General features: G+C 70.5%; 17 protein-coding genes. 8 read left to right on the top strand and 9 right to left on the bottom strand.

Annotation, left to right across the window (positions count from 1 at the left end; genetic code table 11):
* The first annotated feature begins 61 nt into the window (after window positions 1–61).
* Window positions 62–541, top strand: coding sequence for a CAP domain-containing protein (locus tag BJ971_RS06170; protein WP_239087464.1), 480 nt, complete (start codon window positions 62–64; stop codon window positions 539–541).
* A gap of 53 nt (window positions 542–594) precedes the next feature.
* On the opposite strand, the gene BJ971_RS06165 is transcribed toward BJ971_RS06170, so the two are convergent.
* Both BJ971_RS06165 and BJ971_RS06160 read right to left on the bottom strand, forming a co-directional pair.
* Window positions 595–978 (bottom strand): type II toxin-antitoxin system Phd/YefM family antitoxin, encoded by a 384-nt coding sequence (locus BJ971_RS06165; RefSeq protein ID WP_184990622.1) that lies wholly within the window; start codon window positions 976–978, stop codon window positions 595–597.
* On the bottom strand, window positions 971–1,576 hold the full coding sequence (locus BJ971_RS06160) for a pyridoxamine 5'-phosphate oxidase family protein (RefSeq protein WP_184990620.1): 606 nt from the start codon (window positions 1,574–1,576) through the stop codon (window positions 971–973). Before BJ971_RS06160 ends, BJ971_RS06165 begins: the two co-directional genes overlap by 8 nt.
* Before the next feature lie 89 nt (window positions 1,577–1,665).
* Here BJ971_RS06160 and BJ971_RS06155 point away from each other — a divergent pair, with 89 nt between their 5' ends.
* A complete protein-coding gene (locus BJ971_RS06155; protein WP_184990617.1) occupies window positions 1,666–3,126 on the top strand; it encodes a protein adenylyltransferase SelO in 1,461 nt (486 codons plus the stop codon).
* Between the two features lie 67 nt (window positions 3,127–3,193).
* On the opposite strand, the gene BJ971_RS06150 is transcribed toward BJ971_RS06155, so the two are convergent.
* On the bottom strand, window positions 3,194–3,841 hold the full coding sequence (locus BJ971_RS06150; RefSeq protein ID WP_184990615.1) for a DUF4360 domain-containing protein: 648 nt from the start codon (window positions 3,839–3,841) through the stop codon (window positions 3,194–3,196).
* A gap of 539 nt (window positions 3,842–4,380) precedes the next feature.
* Here BJ971_RS06150 and BJ971_RS06145 point away from each other — a divergent pair.
* The 3 genes from BJ971_RS06145 to BJ971_RS06135 all read left to right on the top strand — a co-directional run bounded on the left by BJ971_RS06145 (window position 4,381) and on the right by BJ971_RS06135 (window position 9,303).
* Window positions 4,381–4,980, top strand: a complete 600-nt coding sequence (locus tag BJ971_RS06145; RefSeq protein ID WP_239087465.1) for a DUF4360 domain-containing protein — start codon at window positions 4,381–4,383, stop codon at window positions 4,978–4,980.
* A 259-nt stretch (window positions 4,981–5,239) separates the two neighbouring features.
* The gene (locus BJ971_RS06140) at window positions 5,240–7,570 is read left to right on the top strand and encodes a response regulator (protein ID WP_184990612.1); all 2,331 of its coding nucleotides are present in this window, start codon (window positions 5,240–5,242) and stop codon (window positions 7,568–7,570) included.
* Between the two features lie 359 nt (window positions 7,571–7,929).
* Window positions 7,930–9,303: a cellulase family glycosylhydrolase gene (locus BJ971_RS06135; protein ID WP_184990610.1), complete on the top strand. Its 1,374-nt coding sequence runs from the start codon at window positions 7,930–7,932 to the stop codon at window positions 9,301–9,303.
* Window positions 9,304–9,348: 45 nt separating this feature from the next.
* On the opposite strand, the gene BJ971_RS06130 is transcribed toward BJ971_RS06135, so the two are convergent.
* The 6 genes from BJ971_RS06130 to BJ971_RS06105 form a co-directional block, all read right to left on the bottom strand.
* Window positions 9,349–10,155: an ATP-binding protein gene (locus tag BJ971_RS06130; RefSeq protein ID WP_184990608.1), complete on the bottom strand. Its 807-nt coding sequence runs from the start codon at window positions 10,153–10,155 to the stop codon at window positions 9,349–9,351.
* A gap of 161 nt (window positions 10,156–10,316) precedes the next feature.
* Window positions 10,317–10,931, bottom strand: coding sequence for an NADPH-dependent F420 reductase (locus BJ971_RS06125; protein ID WP_184990606.1), 615 nt, complete (start codon window positions 10,929–10,931; stop codon window positions 10,317–10,319).
* Between the two features lie 96 nt (window positions 10,932–11,027).
* Window positions 11,028–11,456: a hypothetical protein gene (locus BJ971_RS06120; RefSeq protein WP_184990604.1), complete on the bottom strand. Its 429-nt coding sequence runs from the start codon at window positions 11,454–11,456 to the stop codon at window positions 11,028–11,030.
* A 231-nt stretch (window positions 11,457–11,687) separates the two neighbouring features.
* Complete coding sequence (locus BJ971_RS06115; RefSeq protein WP_184999366.1) at window positions 11,688–12,158, bottom strand: hypothetical protein; 471 nt, start codon at window positions 12,156–12,158, stop codon at window positions 11,688–11,690.
* Window positions 12,159–12,756: 598 nt separating this feature from the next.
* Window positions 12,757–13,380, bottom strand: coding sequence for a TetR/AcrR family transcriptional regulator (locus BJ971_RS06110; RefSeq protein WP_203709314.1), 624 nt, complete (start codon window positions 13,378–13,380; stop codon window positions 12,757–12,759).
* 55 nt (window positions 13,381–13,435) lie between these two features.
* Window positions 13,436–13,666, bottom strand: coding sequence for a DUF8691 family protein (locus BJ971_RS06105; RefSeq protein WP_184990602.1), 231 nt, complete (start codon window positions 13,664–13,666; stop codon window positions 13,436–13,438).
* A gap of 187 nt (window positions 13,667–13,853) precedes the next feature.
* Between BJ971_RS06105 and BJ971_RS06100 the strand changes: the two genes are divergently transcribed.
* From BJ971_RS06100 to BJ971_RS06090, 3 genes are all read left to right on the top strand, one after another.
* Window positions 13,854–14,801: an ABC transporter substrate-binding protein gene (locus BJ971_RS06100; protein WP_184990600.1), complete on the top strand. Its 948-nt coding sequence runs from the start codon at window positions 13,854–13,856 to the stop codon at window positions 14,799–14,801.
* A 185-nt stretch (window positions 14,802–14,986) separates the two neighbouring features.
* The gene (locus tag BJ971_RS06095) at window positions 14,987–16,354 is read left to right on the top strand and encodes a DUF1996 domain-containing protein (RefSeq protein WP_184990598.1); all 1,368 of its coding nucleotides are present in this window, start codon (window positions 14,987–14,989) and stop codon (window positions 16,352–16,354) included.
* Between the two features lie 67 nt (window positions 16,355–16,421).
* The gene (locus BJ971_RS06090; protein ID WP_184990596.1) at window positions 16,422–17,057 is read left to right on the top strand and encodes a GntR family transcriptional regulator; all 636 of its coding nucleotides are present in this window, start codon (window positions 16,422–16,424) and stop codon (window positions 17,055–17,057) included.
* The last annotated feature ends 28 nt before the right edge of the window (window positions 17,058–17,085 follow it).

Raw genomic sequence — 17,085 nt, 5'->3', positions numbered from 1 at the left:
GGGCCGACCTGAACAGAGAACCTGGCGGTAGGCCAGGCGCCGAACTCCGAAGGGGACCTCCTTGCGTATTCGCCGTTACGTCCTGGCCGCCCTCGTTCCCGCCACCCTCGGCACCGCGATGTTCGTGTCCCCGGCCGCGGCCGCGCCGGCAAAGGCGTCGGAGAAGTCGCTGGAGGCGGACATCGCCCGCCTCACCAACGAGCAGCGCACCGCCAAGGGGTGCCCCGCCGCCACGGTCAACGCGCAGCTCACCGCCGCGGCCCGCGGCCACAGCGAGTGGATGGCGGAGACCGGCACGTTCTCGCACACCGGCCGGGACAACTCGAGGTTCGTGGAGCGCGCCAAGGTCGCCGGCTATGCCCGCCCCTCCAGCGAGAACATCGCCTACGGATACCGCTCCGCCGACGAGGTCGTGAAGGCCTGGATGAAGAGCCCCGGCCACCGCGCCAACATCCTCAACTGCAAGTCCAAGGCCGTCGGCGTCGGCGCCGTCTACAACGCCAAGGGCGACGCCTATTACACCCAGGTGTTCGGCTTCTGAGCCGACCGGAACGACAGCGCCCCCGCCGAGCCCCCTTCGGCGGGGGCGCTGTGTCATTCCGGTCCGGGTGCGCGGGCGCGCACGTCCGAATGCGCGGCGCGCAGCGCGTCCAGGTGGGCGTCGGCGCCCGGCGGGGATAGGCGGTCCAGCTCCCGCCAGGCCTGCTCGAGCGCCCGCTCCAGCCCGACGTGCTGGCGCCTGAGCTCGGCACGCAGCTTCTCGATGCGGCGGATCCAGCCCGCGGCGGCACCGTTGCCCCGCTCCGGGCCGGCCTCGGTCACCGGGACGATCGCCGCCAGCGGGCGACCGCCGTCGGTGACCACAGTGGTCTGCCGGGTGAGACCGGCGAGCCGGGCCAGCTGCACGAAACGGGTGCGCGCCTCGGCCAGCGGCAACTCGAGCCTCGGGTGCGGAATCGGGGCGGCGGTTTCAGCCATGCCCCCGATGATGGCGGTCGCCTGTGACATTTTCCGGGCCGGCGGGCACCGCGAAGATCGGCCGCCCGTCGATGCTGACGCCGTTCTTCACCCGGCGGTACTCCGCGAGGTCCTCGTCGGTACGCCGCTCGCTCCACCGCGTCAGCAGGTCACGGTCGCCCTCGTAGGCCATCAGCGGCACGGCGTAACCGCACGAGTCGCTGACCCGGGTGACGTTGACGTCGATGACGGAGCGGGCGCCGTGCGTGTCCGGCGGCGCCGGGAAGAACCGCGCCAGCTCCGCGTACTCCGGGTCGGTGATCGGCACGGCACGGCCGCGGCCGTGCAGCCGGACGATGTTGGGCGGGCCCTGGAAGGCGCAGAACATCAGCGTGATCCGCCCGTTCTCGCGAAGGTGTGCGATGGTCTCCGCGCCGCTGCCGTGGTAGTCCAGGTACGCCACGCGGTGCTCGCCGAGCACCACGAACGTGCCCGTCATGCCCTTGGGCGAGACGTTGACATGACCGCCCGGCCCCGTCGGCGCGGTCGCCACGAAGAACATCGGCTGCGCCTCGATGAAGTCGCGCAGCCGCCCGTCGATCCGCTCATGCACCTTCATGACGCCCATCCTCGCCGACCGGCGACGGGCCGGCCGACGTGATTTCCCACTCACCGGCGGCGGCACGCCTCCCACGTACTCTCGACGGCGTGAGCATCGCACCGCCGGCCGTGACCCTCGGCAACCGCTTCGCGCGCGAACTCCCGGAGCTGGCGGTGCCCTGGCAGGCCGCGGCGACGCCCGATCCGCGGCTGCTCGTGCTCGACGAGCGGCTGGCCGGCGAGCTGGGCCTCGACCCCGCCTGGCTGCGCGGCCCCGACGGCGTGCGCCTGCTGGTCGGCGCCGACGTGCCCGACGGCGCCACCCCGGTGGCGCAGGCATACGCGGGACACCAGTTCGGCGGGTACTCACCGCGGCTGGGCGACGGGCGCGCGCTGCTGCTCGGCGAGCTCGTCGACGCCGGCGGCCACGTGCGCGACCTGCACCTCAAGGGCTCCGGGCGCACCCCGTTCGCGCGCGGCGGCGACGGCCTGGCCGCGGTCGGACCGATGCTGCGCGAGTACGTCGTCAGCCGGGCCATGCACGCCCTCGGCATCCCCACGACCCGCTCCCTCGCCGTGGTGGCGACCGGGCGCCCGGTGCGCCGCGAGACCATGCTGCCGGGTGCCGTGCTCGCCCGGGTCGCCGGCAGTCACCTGCGCGTCGGAAGCTTCCAGTACGCCCGGGCCACCAACGATGCCGACCTGCTGCGCCGCCTCGCCGACCACGCGATCGACCGGCATCATCCCGCCGCGGCGCAGGCCGAGCGCCCCTACCTCGCGCTGTTCGAGGCCGTGGTCGCCGCACAGGCCGCGCTGGTGGCCCGGTGGATGCTCGTGGGATTCGTGCACGGCGTCATGAACACCGACAACATGACGATCTCGGGCGAGACCATCGACTACGGGCCGTGCGCGTTCATGGAGGCCCACGACCCGGCCGCGGTCTTCAGCTCGATCGACAACGGCGGGCGCTACGCCTACGGCAACCAGCCGGTGGTGGCGCAGTGGAACCTCGCCCGGCTCGCCGAGTCGCTGCTGCCACTCATCCATGACGACGAGGAGCGGGCGGTCGCGCTCGCGATGGAGTCCCTCGCCGGGTTCCGCTCCCGCTACGACGCCGAGTGGTCGGCCGGCATGCGGGCCAAGCTCGGCCTCCCCACCGACCCCGGCCCCGCGTCGGCCGCGCCGCTTGTCGACGGGCTGCCCGCGCTGATGCAGGCGGACCAGGTCGACCACACCTCGTTCTTCCGCGCGCTCGCCGTCGCCGCCCGCGGGGACGGCGAACCCGTACGCCGCCTGTTCGCCGACCTCCCGGCGGTCGACGACTGGTTGGCGCGCTGGCGCGCCCTGCGCCCGGACGCCGACGCCATGGACCGGGTCAACCCGGTCTACATCCCCCGCAACCACCTCGTCGAGGAGGCCCTCGCGGCCGCGGCCGAGGACGACCTCGGCGAGCTTCACCGGCTGCTGGACGCCGTGACCGGCCCCTACGACGAGCGCACCGGCCTGGAGCGCTACGCCGCGCCCGCGCCGCCTGACTTCGGCCGCTACCGGACCTTCTGCGGCACCTGAGGCGGGCTCGCCCCCGGCGGCCCTCGGTCACCGGAGCGGGTGGCCGAGGGTCGCCGTGCCCGATCGGCTACGGGCACTCCCTCCAGGCGAAGTGGTAGGTGGTGGAGATGCTGCCGTCGGTGGAGTCCATCGTCAGGAAGCTCGCGTCCGTCGATGTGCCCTTGGCGACTCGCAGCTCAGTGTTGATGTTGAGGTTTCGCAGTTCTCCGCACGGGTGCCAGACAACCGCGGCGACGGGGACCTCGTCGCTGGCGAACCAGTTGTCGTCCAGCGGCGCCGCGACCGGGTGCACGGAGAAGGTGCTCTGGGTCATGCCCTGGAAGTAGTAGTTGGCCCGCTGCGAGGCGGTGGCACCCCGTTGAAGCAGCCCGTACCCGCGGTAGTCGACCTTGGTGATCGCGAAGGTGAAGCCCTGCGGGACGTGGACCAACACGTTCAGCTGGCAGTTCTTGCGGCCTTCGGTGGTGGGAATGCCCGGTCCGGCCTGGGCCAGGTACTCGCTGTAGATCGCGGTGAAGGCGGTGTTGTCCGGCGAGACCGCGACGTCGGCCGTGCCGGGCCGGCAGCCCGAGCCGGCCATCGCGACCAGGTCGATGACGATGTGGTCGGACGGCGGGTCGTCCAGGATGCTTCCGGCCGAGGCGGGCGATCCCACGATCAGCGAGGAGGCTATTAACGCCAGTACGGCTCCCCCACGCACCAACAATTTACGCATGGAACTCCCTTCGAGGTGATACAACGATGCGCACGCGGATCGATGTTATGGGTATTCATTGATGACGGTCAATGGATTGCATTTAGTCTCAATGCACGGCTGTTGGATTGCGCCATACAGGTTCTTCGGGCATTTTCGACAGGTCGCGTAAAGCAACACATCGCATTTTCAGGATTTTTCGGGCGACACGTCAGGTTGAAAGGACCGAAATATCCTGGCAATAACCTCGAATCGTCCCCATTACTGGGCGTCAGGCCAGCCCAACTCGGCGTACGCGAAAGCTTTCGCACATCGATCATCGTCAATGCTTGTGTATGGGGTACCCGCTGACTAGCATTCCGTAGCGGAACATGGCCGCGGCAGTATTGCCGTTATGACCGACACCGTTGACGGACATCATCCCGGGTCGCACGCGACCCGGGCAATTCAGCGATGAAGCACGCGCGACGACCGGCAGAAATTGAGCAGCAATCGAGAGGAATACGATGACCAAAAGCTTCGCCGGCGCGAGACAAGGAACTCTCGCCATACTCTGCGCGGTGCTTGCGCTGTCGCTGTCCACCCCGGCACACGCCGCCGCACCCGCGGCGGCCGCCACCGTCCCGGACACGAACATCACGCTCGAGGTGGTAGCCGCCAACGGCTCGGGCTGCGCGCCCGGCACCGCCGCGGTGATCGCCAACTCCGACCGGACGGGCTTCCGGATCAGGTACAACGACTTCGTGGCCGAGTCGGGCGGCAACGCCGCCCCGACGGACCGCCGCAAGAACTGCCAGATCGGCGTGCTGGTGACCGTCCCCGCGGGGTGGAGCTTCGCGATCGCCGAGGCGGAATACCGGGGCCGGGCGCGGCTCTACTCCGGCGCGACGGCCCTCCAGCGCACGAACTACTACTGGCAGGGCTCCTCCACCAGCAGCAGCAGCGAGGAGACGTTCGCCGGCCCGCTCCAGGGCTACTGGGAGACCAGGGACGTGGCGCCCGTGCTGGTCTACACGCCGTGCTCGGCGCAGAAGGTCCTGAACATCAACACCGAGCTGCGGGTGGACGGCGGCTCGTCGAGCAGCAAGAGCAGCATGTCGATGAAGTCGAGCGAGGGCGACGTCGACACCCTCTTCAACTTCAGCTGGGCGCAGTGCTGACACCGTAGCCCGCCACCGCGGCACATCCGATGATCACGAAGGGCTCCGCGGAGCCCTTCGTGGTCGTTGCCCGTCCTATGCGATTCACCTCGAACAGGATAGTGAGTCTCGAAGGCGCTGTCAGCGCTTCAAACCACCATAAAAGGTCCAGATCATCGGCGACCCTCTAACGGCGTCACCGGCTTCGCGCCCGTTTTTTACTTATATGTTGGTATTACCAGGGGCACGTGGTTGGCGACTGCCGAGATTGGGGGTCTTCGTGCGTTGGTTCAACGACCTGTCGGTAGCTCTGAAGATCTACGCGGCGGTGCTGGTCGCCGTGGTGGCCGGCAGCGTCGTCGGCGTGGTCGGCCTCCAGAAGCTCTCGGACACGGCGGACGCGACGGAGTACCTCTACAGCCAGACGCTGGTGCCGGTGGCCCAGCTCGGCACGGTTCAGCAGGAGGTTCAGCGATCCTGGGTGTCGCTGCTCGACGCACTCATCGCCGACGACTCCGCCGACCGGCTCTCCGACCTGCGGGCGATGTCCGACGCCGACGCCGAGGCCGACGAGGTGTTCGCCGGGTACACCGCAACGGACATGAGCGGGCGGGAGCAGGCGGTGGCCCAGTTTCGTGACGCCCTGGCGGAGCTGCGCCGGGTCCGCAACGAGCAGCTGGTGCCGCTGGCCGTGAGCGGCGACGTGGCCGGCTTCCAGCAGGTGGTCGACGACATCGCGCGCCCGGCGCTGAACTCCGCCTCGGCGGCGCTGGAGGAGCTGGTGCTGATCGAGACGGAGGCGGCGGTCGAGAAGCGCGCGGAGACGGCCGCGGCGTACCAGACGGCCCGCGTCCAGATGCTCGCGGTGTGGCTGGCCGGGGTGCTGCTCGCCTTCGGCCTGGCATACCTGATCGTGCGCGGCATCATGGCGACCATCGCCGCGGTGGCGCGGGTGACGATGGCCCTGGCCTCGGGACATCCGACGGTCGGCACCGGGGTGTCCGGCCGGGACGAGCTGGGCCGGATGGCGACGGCCCTGGACAGCGCCGTGGTACACCGCGACCAGCTCACCGCCGAGCTGTCGGCGACGGTGACCGCCCTGCGCGCGGCGAGCGCGGCCAAGAGCGAATTCCTGGCCAACATGAGCCACGAGCTCCGCACGCCGCTGAACGCCATCATCGGGTTCAGCGACCTCATGCGCACCGAGCCGACCGTCGGCCAGAACAGCATGGTGCCGACCGAGTGGATCCACCACATCCACTCCAGCGGCAGCCACCTGCTCGGGCTGATCAACGAGATCCTCGACCTGGCCAAGGTCGAATCCGGCCAGCTCGACCTGCACCCGGAGCCGGTGTTCCTGCCGGAGGCCGTCGCCGAGGTCGTCGCCTCGCTGCGCGCGCTCTCGGAGCACAAGGAGATCGAGGTGACCGTCGCGGTCGCGTCGTTGTCGGTGCAGGCGGACCGGATGCGCCTGCGGCAGATCGTCACCAACCTCTTTGCCAACGCCGTCAAGTTCACCCCCACCGGCGGGCGGATCTTCCTGACCGGGCGGCGGGTCGGCGCCGAGGTCGCGCTGACCGTCGCCGACACCGGGCCGGGCATCGCCCCCGAGGATCATCATCGGGTCTTCGAGGAGTTCCAGCAGGCCGGCGAGCAGGGCGCCCGCGCGCAGGGCACCGGGCTGGGCCTGGCGCTGACCCAGCGGCTGGTCGCCGCGCACCGCGGACGCCTCGAACTGGAATCCGAGCTCGGCCACGGCGCCAAGTTCACGGTCTACCTGCCGGCCGCGCGGGCACCGGAGGCCGGCACGGGACACGGCCGAGCCGGGCCGGGTACGGCCGGCATCCTGATCGTGGAGGACGACGCCGGCGCCGCCGCCATGCTGTCCGCCCACCTCGAGGCGGCGGGCTACGACGTCCGTGTCGCCGCGACCGGAGAGCAGGGGCTCTCCGCCGCCCGGGAATGCACGCCGGAGGCCGTCCTGCTTGACCTGCGGCTGCCCGGCATGGACGGCTGGGAGGTCCTGACCGCCCTGAAGGCCGACGACCAGTTCCGGCACATTCCCGTGGTCATCATCAGCGTCGCCGGCCCGCGGGCGATCGGCATGGCGCTGGGCGCGGTCGACTACTTCGTCAAGCCCCTGAGCCGGCCGGCCCTGCTGGCCTGGCTGGCGCGCCACGGACTCATCCCGGCGACGACCGACCGGACCCTCGACATCCTGGCCATCGACGACGACCCGCACAGCCTCGAGATCATCGACGCCAGCCTGACGGCGGAGGACATCCGGATCCGGCGTGCCCGCAACGGCACCGAGGGGCTCGCCCTCGCCCGCGGCCACCGGCCCGACCTCATCATCTGCGACCTGCTCATGCCCGGCATGGACGGATTCGACGTCGTCGCCGCCCTGCACGGCGACCCGGCCACCAGCGGGATCCCCGTCGTGATCCTGACCGCGCGCAGCCTCACCGCGGCCGACAAGGCCCGGCTCAGCGCCAAGATCATCACCACCATGCCGGAGGGGCCGGCCGCCACCTGCCTGTCGGAGCTGGCCCGGCTCCTCGGGGAGCTCACCGGGCGCACGGCCGACCGCCGGGAGTCCCTGAGCGTGTAGGCCGCGCCCTACCGATCATCGGCGCCGGATCAGTGCGGTGATGAGCGGTTGAAGCAGCCCTCCACGACGCATGCCGGCCGAAGGCGGGTGGCGTCCGCCGTGGCTGCCTTTCGCGGGCCCGGGATGGCACCTCCCCTTTACGTCCTCCAGCGGCGTACCGGTGTGCCGCAATTGACCCACTCGATCATCTGAGCCTTGGCGAGGATCCGTTCCCAGGCGGACCGACCACCTTGTACTGAGCCGGGACATTGACCTACGCTGATCTCTGTCGCGAGCCGGGCAGTCATCGTCGGGTCCATGTCCGTGGGCCGGACGCCTTCTGCCCCCATTCTCCGGGGCAACTCGTTCTGAGGTAGCTCATGAAGAGACGACTCGCCATCCTGGGCATTTCCCTGCTCGCCATCGCCGCTTCGATTGTGGTGTTCTCCGCGCCGGCGTCGGCCGCCGTGGGACTCCACATCAGCGGCCGGAACATCGTCGAGGCCAACGGCCAGACCTTCGTCATGCGCGGGATCAACCACCCGCACGTCTGGTACACCAACCAGACCAAGTCGTTCGCCGACGTCAAGGCGCTCGGCGCGAACACCGTGCGCGTCGTGCTGGGCAGCGGCAAGCGATGGGGCCCGTCAACGGACGTCGCCAATGTGATCTCGCTGTGCCGGCAGCAGCGGCTGATCTGCGTCCTCGAGGTACACGACACCACCGGCTACGGCGAGGACGCCGCCGCCGCCACGCTCGACGAGGCGGTCAACTACTGGATCAGCCAGAAGAGCGCGCTGGTCGGGCAGGAGAGCTATGTCGTGATCAACATCGGCAACGAGCCGATCGGCAACACCAACGCCGGCCAGTGGACCAGCGCGACCACCGCCGCCATCCAGAAGATGCGCAGCAACGGGTTCGAGCACCTGATCATGATCGACGGCCCCAACTGGGGGCAGGACTGGCAGTACGTCATGCGGGACAACGCGCAGACCGTGCTGAACGCCGACAGCCTGCACAACACCGTGCTGTCGATCCACATGTACGACGTGTTCAGCACGCCCGCGAGCATCACCGACTACCTCAACCGCTTCCAGGCGGCGGGCTGGCCACTGGTCATCGGCGAGTTCGGCTGGCAACGCTCGTCCGGCAACGTCGATCACGAGACGGTGCTTGCCGAGTCGGTCTCCCGGGGCCTCGGGTACCTGGGCTGGTCCTGGTCCGGAAACACCGACCCGTACCTGGACATGGCGACCGGCTTCGACCCGGCCCAGCTGACCACCTGGGGCCAGCGGATCTTCAACGGCGCCAACGGCATCAAGGCCACCGCCAAGGAGGCCACCGTCTACGGCGGCGGCCCGACAACACCGCCGACCACACCGCCGACGACGCCACCGACCACCCCGCCGACAACGCCACCGACGACGCCGCCGACCAGCACCCCGCCGCCCACCGGTCAGGGCTGCACGGCGACGTACACCGTCGCCGGCCAGTGGCCCGGCGGCTTCCAGGGCACCGTGCGGGTGACCGCCGGCGGCGCCGCCGTCAACGGCTGGACGGTGAGCTGGACCTTCCCCAACGGCCAGAGCGTCACCCAGGCGTGGAACGCGACGATCACCGGCACCTCGAGCGTCACCGCGCGCAACGTGAGCTACAACGGCCGGCTCGGCGCCGGCGCCTGGACCGAGTTCGGGTTCCTCGGAAGCTGGACCGGCACCAACGGCATCCCGGCGGTGTCCTGCACCGCGTCCTGAGAATCCGGAGCGTGCGGGCCGGGCGGCGCGCCCGGCCCGCACGCGCTACGGCAGCGGGCGGACGATCGCCCACACCACCTTGCCGTCGACGGCCGGCATGGCACCCCAGACGCTGGCCCGGGCGTCCACCATCCGCAGGCCCTCGCCGTACCCCCGCACGGCGGCGCCGGAGTCGTCGGCGGCCGGATCGAGCACGCCCGTCAGCCGCGGATCGCCGTCGCGCACCCCGAGGTAGATGCCGCAGCCGCGGCGGGACACCGTGACGGCCATGTCGGTGCCGGTGTGTTCGACCGCGTTGGTCACCAGCGCCGACATCACCTTCCGGCTGGTGTCCACCAGGTTCGGCAGGCCCCAGGCGTCGCAGGCGACCGTGACCAGGTCGCCGGCGGCGCCGGCCGAGGCCGGTTCGGGGCGCAGCCGGCTCAGGTACAGGCGGTCGGTCAGCAGCATCCGGTCGGCGACGGCGGCGCGGGCCTGCTCGACGGTGACGAATATGGGCAGGATGCGTACGGCGCCGAGCCTGCGCAGCCGACTGGCCAGTTGCCTGGTCGGCGGCATGGTCAGGACCAACTGGGGCGACGGCCGGAGCGCGCTCGCCGCCCGGGCGCCGGCGAGCCACACGCCGGCGCTCGCCGCGTCCAGGTCGCTGAGGTCGTGCAGGTCGACGATGATCGCCGAGGGGCGCTCCGCCATGCACCCGCGCAGCAGGGCGTGCACGTCGAGACACATGCGGCGGCTCCACCGCCCCTGCACCGCGATCTCGATCACCGAATTGTCGGGGGCCCGGGTGACCGACAGACCGGATTCCGCCTGCTGGTCCCCGCTGAACACGTACGGGGGCTCGACCTCCATGTCTTCTCCCCTGATCAGTGCCCGTTCCATGCCTCTTCGGCAGTCTGGAACGTCCGGCCGCGGGCGGTCAACATCGGCGGCCGCTTGTGCTCCAGCGTCATCCGTTCGAGAACCCACGACCATGCAGCAGCCATGATGCAGTGAGTCGTTCGAGGTGGGGGCTATCGCCCGCTCGCGACGGCCTCCGCGAAGACGGCCGTGGCGTCCGCGACGTCGACCTCCCGCAGCCGCAGCGGACCGCCGGTCTCGGTCAGGCAGGCGTTCGTCGCCCCGCCCGCGAAGAACGGCGCGAACCCGATGTCCCCGATGAGCCGGGTCGCCGCGTCGCGCGCCTCCCGGTGGTCGGTGCAGATGAACTCCGCGAGCAGCGGATCCCGGCCACGACGACGCCGGAGCACGCCGGGCGAGCACGTGTTGAACGCCTTGACCCACTGGGCGTCGGGCGCCCATTCCGACAGCGTCTCGATGCCGCTGTGGCCCTTGGGCACCGCGCGCTCGTACCCGTGCCCCCTGGTCCAGACGACGGGGTTGGTCGCGTCCAGCACGGGCTTTCCGGTCAGCGCGCCGGCGGTCGCGTCGATCAGCGAGTGCGCGGACACCCACTCGGGCGCGAAAAGTACGACGTCACCGAAGGTGGCGGCGTCCGTCGCGGTGACGATGCCGGTGAGTCCCCGATCGGCCGCAGGCGCGCTGATGACGACGTCGTGACCGGCCTGCGCCCACCACTCGGCCAACGATCCGCCCAGCTCACCACCGCCGATGATTCCGATCCGCATGAGCAAATTCTCCCTCCGCGGTCCGCACCGCGAGAGGGAAACGCTTGAACACGGAGGGGGTGGGCGTCTCCGCACACCCCCCGTCACGCGCCGGGCCTACGAGCCGAGGTTGGCCAGCGTGATCAGCGTGAGCACCAGCGCGAACGGGATGGCGAGGCCGATGATGGTCATCGGCCGCTGGAGCAGGCGCGGGCCCGGCTCCATCGGCGGGCGGCTGGGGCCGTACGGGTTCGGCTGCGGCGGCGCCAGGTTGGCCACCTTGCCGCGCTTGGCCAGGTTGATCAGCACCGTGATCGGCGTGACGATGAACGATCCGTAGCCCCACCAGCCCTGCACCAGGGTGCGTGACGTCATGCTGCGGAACGTGGACAGTCCGCAGTCGCGGCAGAACGGCCCCTCCTGGCTGAGGAACTGCATCAGCACGACGAGGCCACGGTGCCCGCGGAAGGTCACCGGCGCGGCGGGCACGCTGCCGCACATCCGGCAGGAGGCGACGGCAAGCTGCGCGTACGGTGCCTGTGTCATGGACGGCTGCTCTGAGTAGGACACGTTTCCTCTATCGATCCGGGGGCGGAGGCGCGTCAGGCTACTCGCAGGCCTCCCGGATGATCGAGGCGGTGGTGACGCCGGCCGTGGCCGCGCCGCGCAGGTACCCACATTGCCGGGCGATTCCGGCACACTCGCGCGGCGGGCAGGAACGACAACGGGCCACACCCGGATGGATGTGGCCCGTCTCGTGCTGTCGGTCAGGTATGACTAGCGGTGCCCGCCACCCTGGTGCGGACCCCCGCCACCGCCGTGGGGACCGCCCGGACCACCAGGACCGCCCGGACCACCCGGACCGCCGGGACCGCCGGGACCACCCGGACCGCCGGGACCGCCGGGACCGTGGTGGTTGTTGTTCCAGTTGTTGTCGTTGTTGTTCCAGCGCCAACCGACCCAGAGCGCCCAACCGCCCCAGCGGGTCCGCTGGCAGGAGAAGTAGTCCCAGCGGTCCCACCGCACCCCACGACGGCCGGCGTACACGCAGTCACCCCGGTAGCGGTAGTTGCGGATGAAGCGATCGCGGGGAGCCTGGTGCTCCTGCGCGACGCCCTGCGTCGTTGCCGCGTTCGCGGTCAGCGCCGCCGGCGTCGACGGCGCCGCGGCAGCCGGGCCGACCGCGAGGGTCGCCACGGTGACCACAGCCATTCCGGTCACCGCCAGCATTCGTGTTGCCCTACTCATGAAACCACCTTTTCTAGGCAGGTCAATTGCTTGATCAACATAAACACAATCGGGCGCCGGAATTCGCGGATCAGGTCGACGTTAACTCGATTAGGTGATTTAGCGTGTTGCGCCGTTGCGGATTCAAAACCCGAGGGCGATTCCGCGGATTTATGCCCTATCCGCCGGGCGGACGATAGGCTCCGGCCGACCGGCCGGGAAGATCAGACCTTTCGGTTGATAAGAAACACGCAACCAATCACCGCCACGCGTGATATTGCGACCGGAGAACCTATTCTGCCAGCCGCTGACCGCGCTCAGCAGGCGAACTACCTGGGCGCAAACAAAGCGGAGGGACCGCCATTTCATGCGTCGACGGCGGTCGCGGAGCGGCGGAATACCGCCATAACGAGCGATTCACCGCGTCCGGGAATCGACTTTTCGCGATTTAGCGAGCACCTCACGGCAACGACACGCCGTCGATTTTGCTCCTGAGCAAATATTCCTCGGCGGACACTCGTATGATCCGCACGCAATAGACCGCGGCCCACCGTAAAACACCGATGCCCTGCGGAGAAACTCCGGCGGGCATCGAAATGTCTTACGGAATGAAGGCGGATCAGCGCCGCCAGCGCCAGTTCAACTCCTCCGCGCCGGGCGCGGGGCCGGGCAGCGGCTCGCCGTCCCCGGCCGACAGGCCGGTCAGCAGCAGCGCCAGGTAGCGCTGCCGCAGTTCCCGGGTCCGCTCCGCGTCCGGCACGCGCACCGCGGCGCAGCCCTCCAGCAGCAGGGCGACGTCCTGCACCACCGCGTCCGCGCGCAGCCGGCCACCGGCCTGCGCCCGCTCGACCAGCCCGGCCGCGAGCGCGGTGGCGCGCTGCGCGTCGCTCGTCATCTCCGGCGTCGGCGTGAAGGTCCCGGCCAGGTGCACGGTCAGCGAGTGCACGTCCGCGTCGACCAGGCGGCGCAGGAAGTCGGAGAACGCCTGCCAGCCGTCGGGCTCGGCGGCCGCCGACTCGGCCACCTCCAGGTAGCGGCGCAGGCCGTCGTGGCAGAGCCGGCGGAGCAGATCCTCCTTGTTCGCGTACCTGCGGTAGAGGGCGCTGATGCCGACGCCGGCCCGCTCGGCCACCGCGGCGATCGGCGCCTTGGGGTCGGCGAGGAAAACCTCGCGGGCGGCCTCGAGGATCACGGTGTCGTTGCGCGCCGCCTGGGTACGGCGGCCCGGCATCTTCGTCGTCATGGAGACAGCCTACCGGGAATCGGAACGATGCGTTCCGTTCCGGGATGCTGTCCGCTCAGGTCAGGGTGCGGCCGTGCCGGATCGACGGGCCGGGATGCTCCGGGAGATACACCACCTCGACGATCTGCACCCCGAGCTCGTCGAGCCGCAGGAGCACATCGGACAGAACCGCCTGATTCGGCAGCTCCCCGCGAAGTACCGTCTGCGGCTGCGCGGAGAGCAGCGGAAATGCGGTCAACAGCTCGTCGGAGAGATGCCCGGCCACCCGGATCAGGTAGTTGGTCACGGGCCGAGCCTGCCGGGTACGCGCCGACCGCGCCTCATCCCGGGCGAGCGAGAAGGGCTCCGTCCCCTGTGGTGGGTACTGCCCGGGTAGACATCGACCTCTGTCCGTTCCGGCACCACCCCGGGGGCGGACTACGGGGTACGGTTCGCCGGGCACACCCTCGTCGATGGCTTCAGGAGTGCACAGGATGCGTCGGATTCTCGCCGTGGCGACCGCGATCGCCACGCTGCTCGCGGCGTACGCCTGCACCTCCGGCGAGGGGCCCGGCGTGGCGGGCACCAAGATCAGCGTCGGCGTCATCCCGATCGTCGACGTGGCGCCGGTCTATCTCGGCCGGCAGAAGGGCTTCTTCAGCCGCCGGGGCATCGATCTCACACTGGTGCCCGAGCAGGGCGGCGCGCTGATCGTCAAGGGCGTGCTCGCCGGGCGCTACCAGTTCGGCTTCAGCAACGTGACCTCGCTGATGGCGGCGCAGTCCGAGGGCGCGCCGCTCAAGGCGGTGGCGAACGGGGTCGCCTCGACCGGGCGGGCCGGCCGGGACTTCTCCGCCGTCGTCGTCACCGACGGCAGCCCGATCCGGTCGGCGAAGGACCTGGCCGGCAAGCGGATCGCGGTCAACACCCTGCGGAACCTGGGCGACACCACGGTGCGGCAGTCGGTGCGCCGGGCCGGCGGGAACCCGACCGGCATCCGGTTCCAGGCGATGCCGTTCTCGGAGATGCCGTCCGCGTTGCAGGCCCGGCAGGTGGACGCCGCCTGGGTGGTGGAGCCCCAGCTCTCCGAGGCGCTCACCCAGGGCGGCCAGGTGGTGGCGTCCAACTTCGTCGACACCGCGCCGGACCTGACGGTGGCCATGTACTTCACCAGCCGCCCGACCATCGAGGTGGATCCGGACCTGGTCGCCCGCTTCGCCGAGGCGGTGAACGAGTCGCTGCGGTACGCCGCCGGCCACCCGGAGGAGATCCGCGACACGGTCGGCACCTACACCCAGATCACCGACACCGTCCGCACGGCGATGATCCTGCCGAACTGGTCGAGCGACATCAACCGGGCGTCGCTGGAGCAGCTGGCCACGCTCGGCCGCGAGGACGGGATCTTCACCCAGTCCCCCGCCCTGGATCAGCTCCTGCCCTGACAGGGCGAGAAAGCGCTTCCCCGCAGCAGGCGCATCTTTCCGCACATGACGCCTAGAATCCCGCCGCAGGGATCGAGAAAGCGCTTCCCCAGCGGCATACTCCGGGGCACCCCGAACGACCGACCGGCCCTCCCCAGCCGATCCCCCACCGCGGCGAGGGCGGCCCCGTCCCCCGAAGGATCGCCATGCACAGATCACCGACCCCCGGCACGCGGGCGTTGCTCGCCGCGGCACTCACCACCGTCCTGATCGGCGCGCTCTCCCTGGCGGTCGCCGGCACCGCGGCGGCGGCCACCACCGTCGTACAGGCCGAGGCGTACGCCGCGCAGTCCGGCGTGCAGCTCGAACCGACCGGCGACGCCGGTGGCGGCCAGAACGCCGCCTACCTGACAAACGGCGACTGGATGCGCTACGACGGCGTCGACCTCGGCGCGGCCGGGGCGCTGACCGTGACCGCGCGGGTCTCCTCGGCCATCGGCACCGGCAGCGTCGAGCTGCGTACCGGGTCGGCGACCGGCCCGCTGCTCGCCCAGTTCCCGATCACGGCGACCGGCGGCTGGCAGAACTGGGTCACGCTGACGGCAACGGCCGCGACCCATCCGGCCGGCGCGCAGACCGTCTTCGCGGTCATGCGGAACACCGGCGCCGGCGACTTCGTCAACATCAACTGGTTCTCGTTCGGCTCCGGCGGCACCCCGGGCGAGGGCTGGGTCCCCATCGATCAGGCCAGGTGGAACGCCCAGCTCGCCGAGTTCCGGGCGATGGCGCCGCGGCCGGTGCCCGCCAACTCCGTACGCGTGCCCGAGTTCAACGCGTCCTGCCTCTACAGCCACTCGAGGCCGGACGACCCGATCGTCTTCCCGGGAATGGCCGGGGCCTCGCACATGCACAGCTTCATCGGCAACGACAGCACCGACGCCGGCACCACCACGGACACGTTGCTGCGCAACGCCGGCACGAGCTGCCGCCCGGCCGAGGACCTCTCGGCGTACTGGATTCCCAGCCTCTACGAGCGCGGCCAGGTCGTCGAGCCCAAGGACGTGGTGGTCTACTACGGCTCACGGCTGACCAACTCGGCCGCAACGGTGCCGTTCCCACAGGGTTTCCGGATGATCGCCGGCGACGCCCGGCTACAGGCGCCCACCCCGGCCGGCTCGGTCAACCAGTTCTACTGCGCCGGCGCGGGTGGCGAGATCGGCCGGAGCGCGGACGGCAACTGGCCGCGGTGCGCGCCGGGCGCGACGCTGATGTTCCAGCTCGTCTTCCCGGACTGCTGGGACGGCGTGCACCTGGACAGCCCGACGCACAAGGCGCACGTCGCGTACACCTACGACGGCACCTGCGGCGGGGCCTTCCCGGTCGCCATCCCGTCGATCTCGTTCCTGATCGCGTACCCGACGAGCGGCTCGGCGGACGGCTTCCAGCTCTCCTCCAAGATGGCGTCCTCGATGCACGGCGACGTGTTCCTGGCCTGGGACAATGCCGCGCTCGGGCACCGCGTGAAGAACTGCGTCGTGCAGCGCGCCAAGTGCAACACCGCCGGCGACTTCTGATCCGTACGCCGTGAGCGCCGACCGGACCGGTCGGCGCTCTGCGGCGCGGTGCTGGCACACTCGACGCGTGGGCGACGAGGAGCTGGAGAGTCACAGCCTCGTCGACCTCGCGTACGACCGGCTCAGCCGCGAGATTCTCAGCGGCCGCACCGACCCCGGCGAGCGACTCGTCGAGGAGCAGCTGACCCGCAGGCTCGGCATCAGCCGGGCGCCGCTGCGCGAGGCGCTGCGGCTGCTGGCCCAGCAGGGCCTCGTCGAGCACATCCCGCGGCGGGGAGTCCGGGTCGCCACCCTCTCCGACGACGACGTCCGCGAGCTCTACGAGGTCCGCGACGTCCTGGAGCGGCATGCCGTCGCGTGCATCCCGCCCGATGCCGACCTCGCCGCGGTGCGCGCCGCGCTCGAGGTGATGCGCAAGGCGACCGAGGCGGGCGACCGGCTGGCGATCGCCGACGCGCACCGGCTCTTCCACGTCGCGGTGGTCGCGCTCGGCGGCAACCGTCAGCTGTCCGCACTGTACGAATCGGTGCTGGTCCGGCTCCAGCTCTACATGGCGGTCAACCTGCGCCGCGAGGCCGAGGTCGCCGAGCCGTCCGACGGCGTGCACCGGCACGAGCGCCTGCTCGCGGCGCTCGCCCAGGGCGACACGGACACCATCGTCTCCGCACTGAGCGCACACGGGGCCCGCACCTACCTGCCCTAGATCACTTCACGACATCAGGCCGTTACCT

The sequence above is a fragment of the Amorphoplanes digitatis genome (genome assembly GCF_014205335.1).
Taxonomy (GTDB): Bacteria; Actinomycetota; Actinomycetes; order Mycobacteriales; family Micromonosporaceae; genus Actinoplanes; species Actinoplanes digitatus.
Note: the sequence above shows the minus strand (reverse complement) of the source record. Positions and strands in the feature narration are given on the sequence as shown.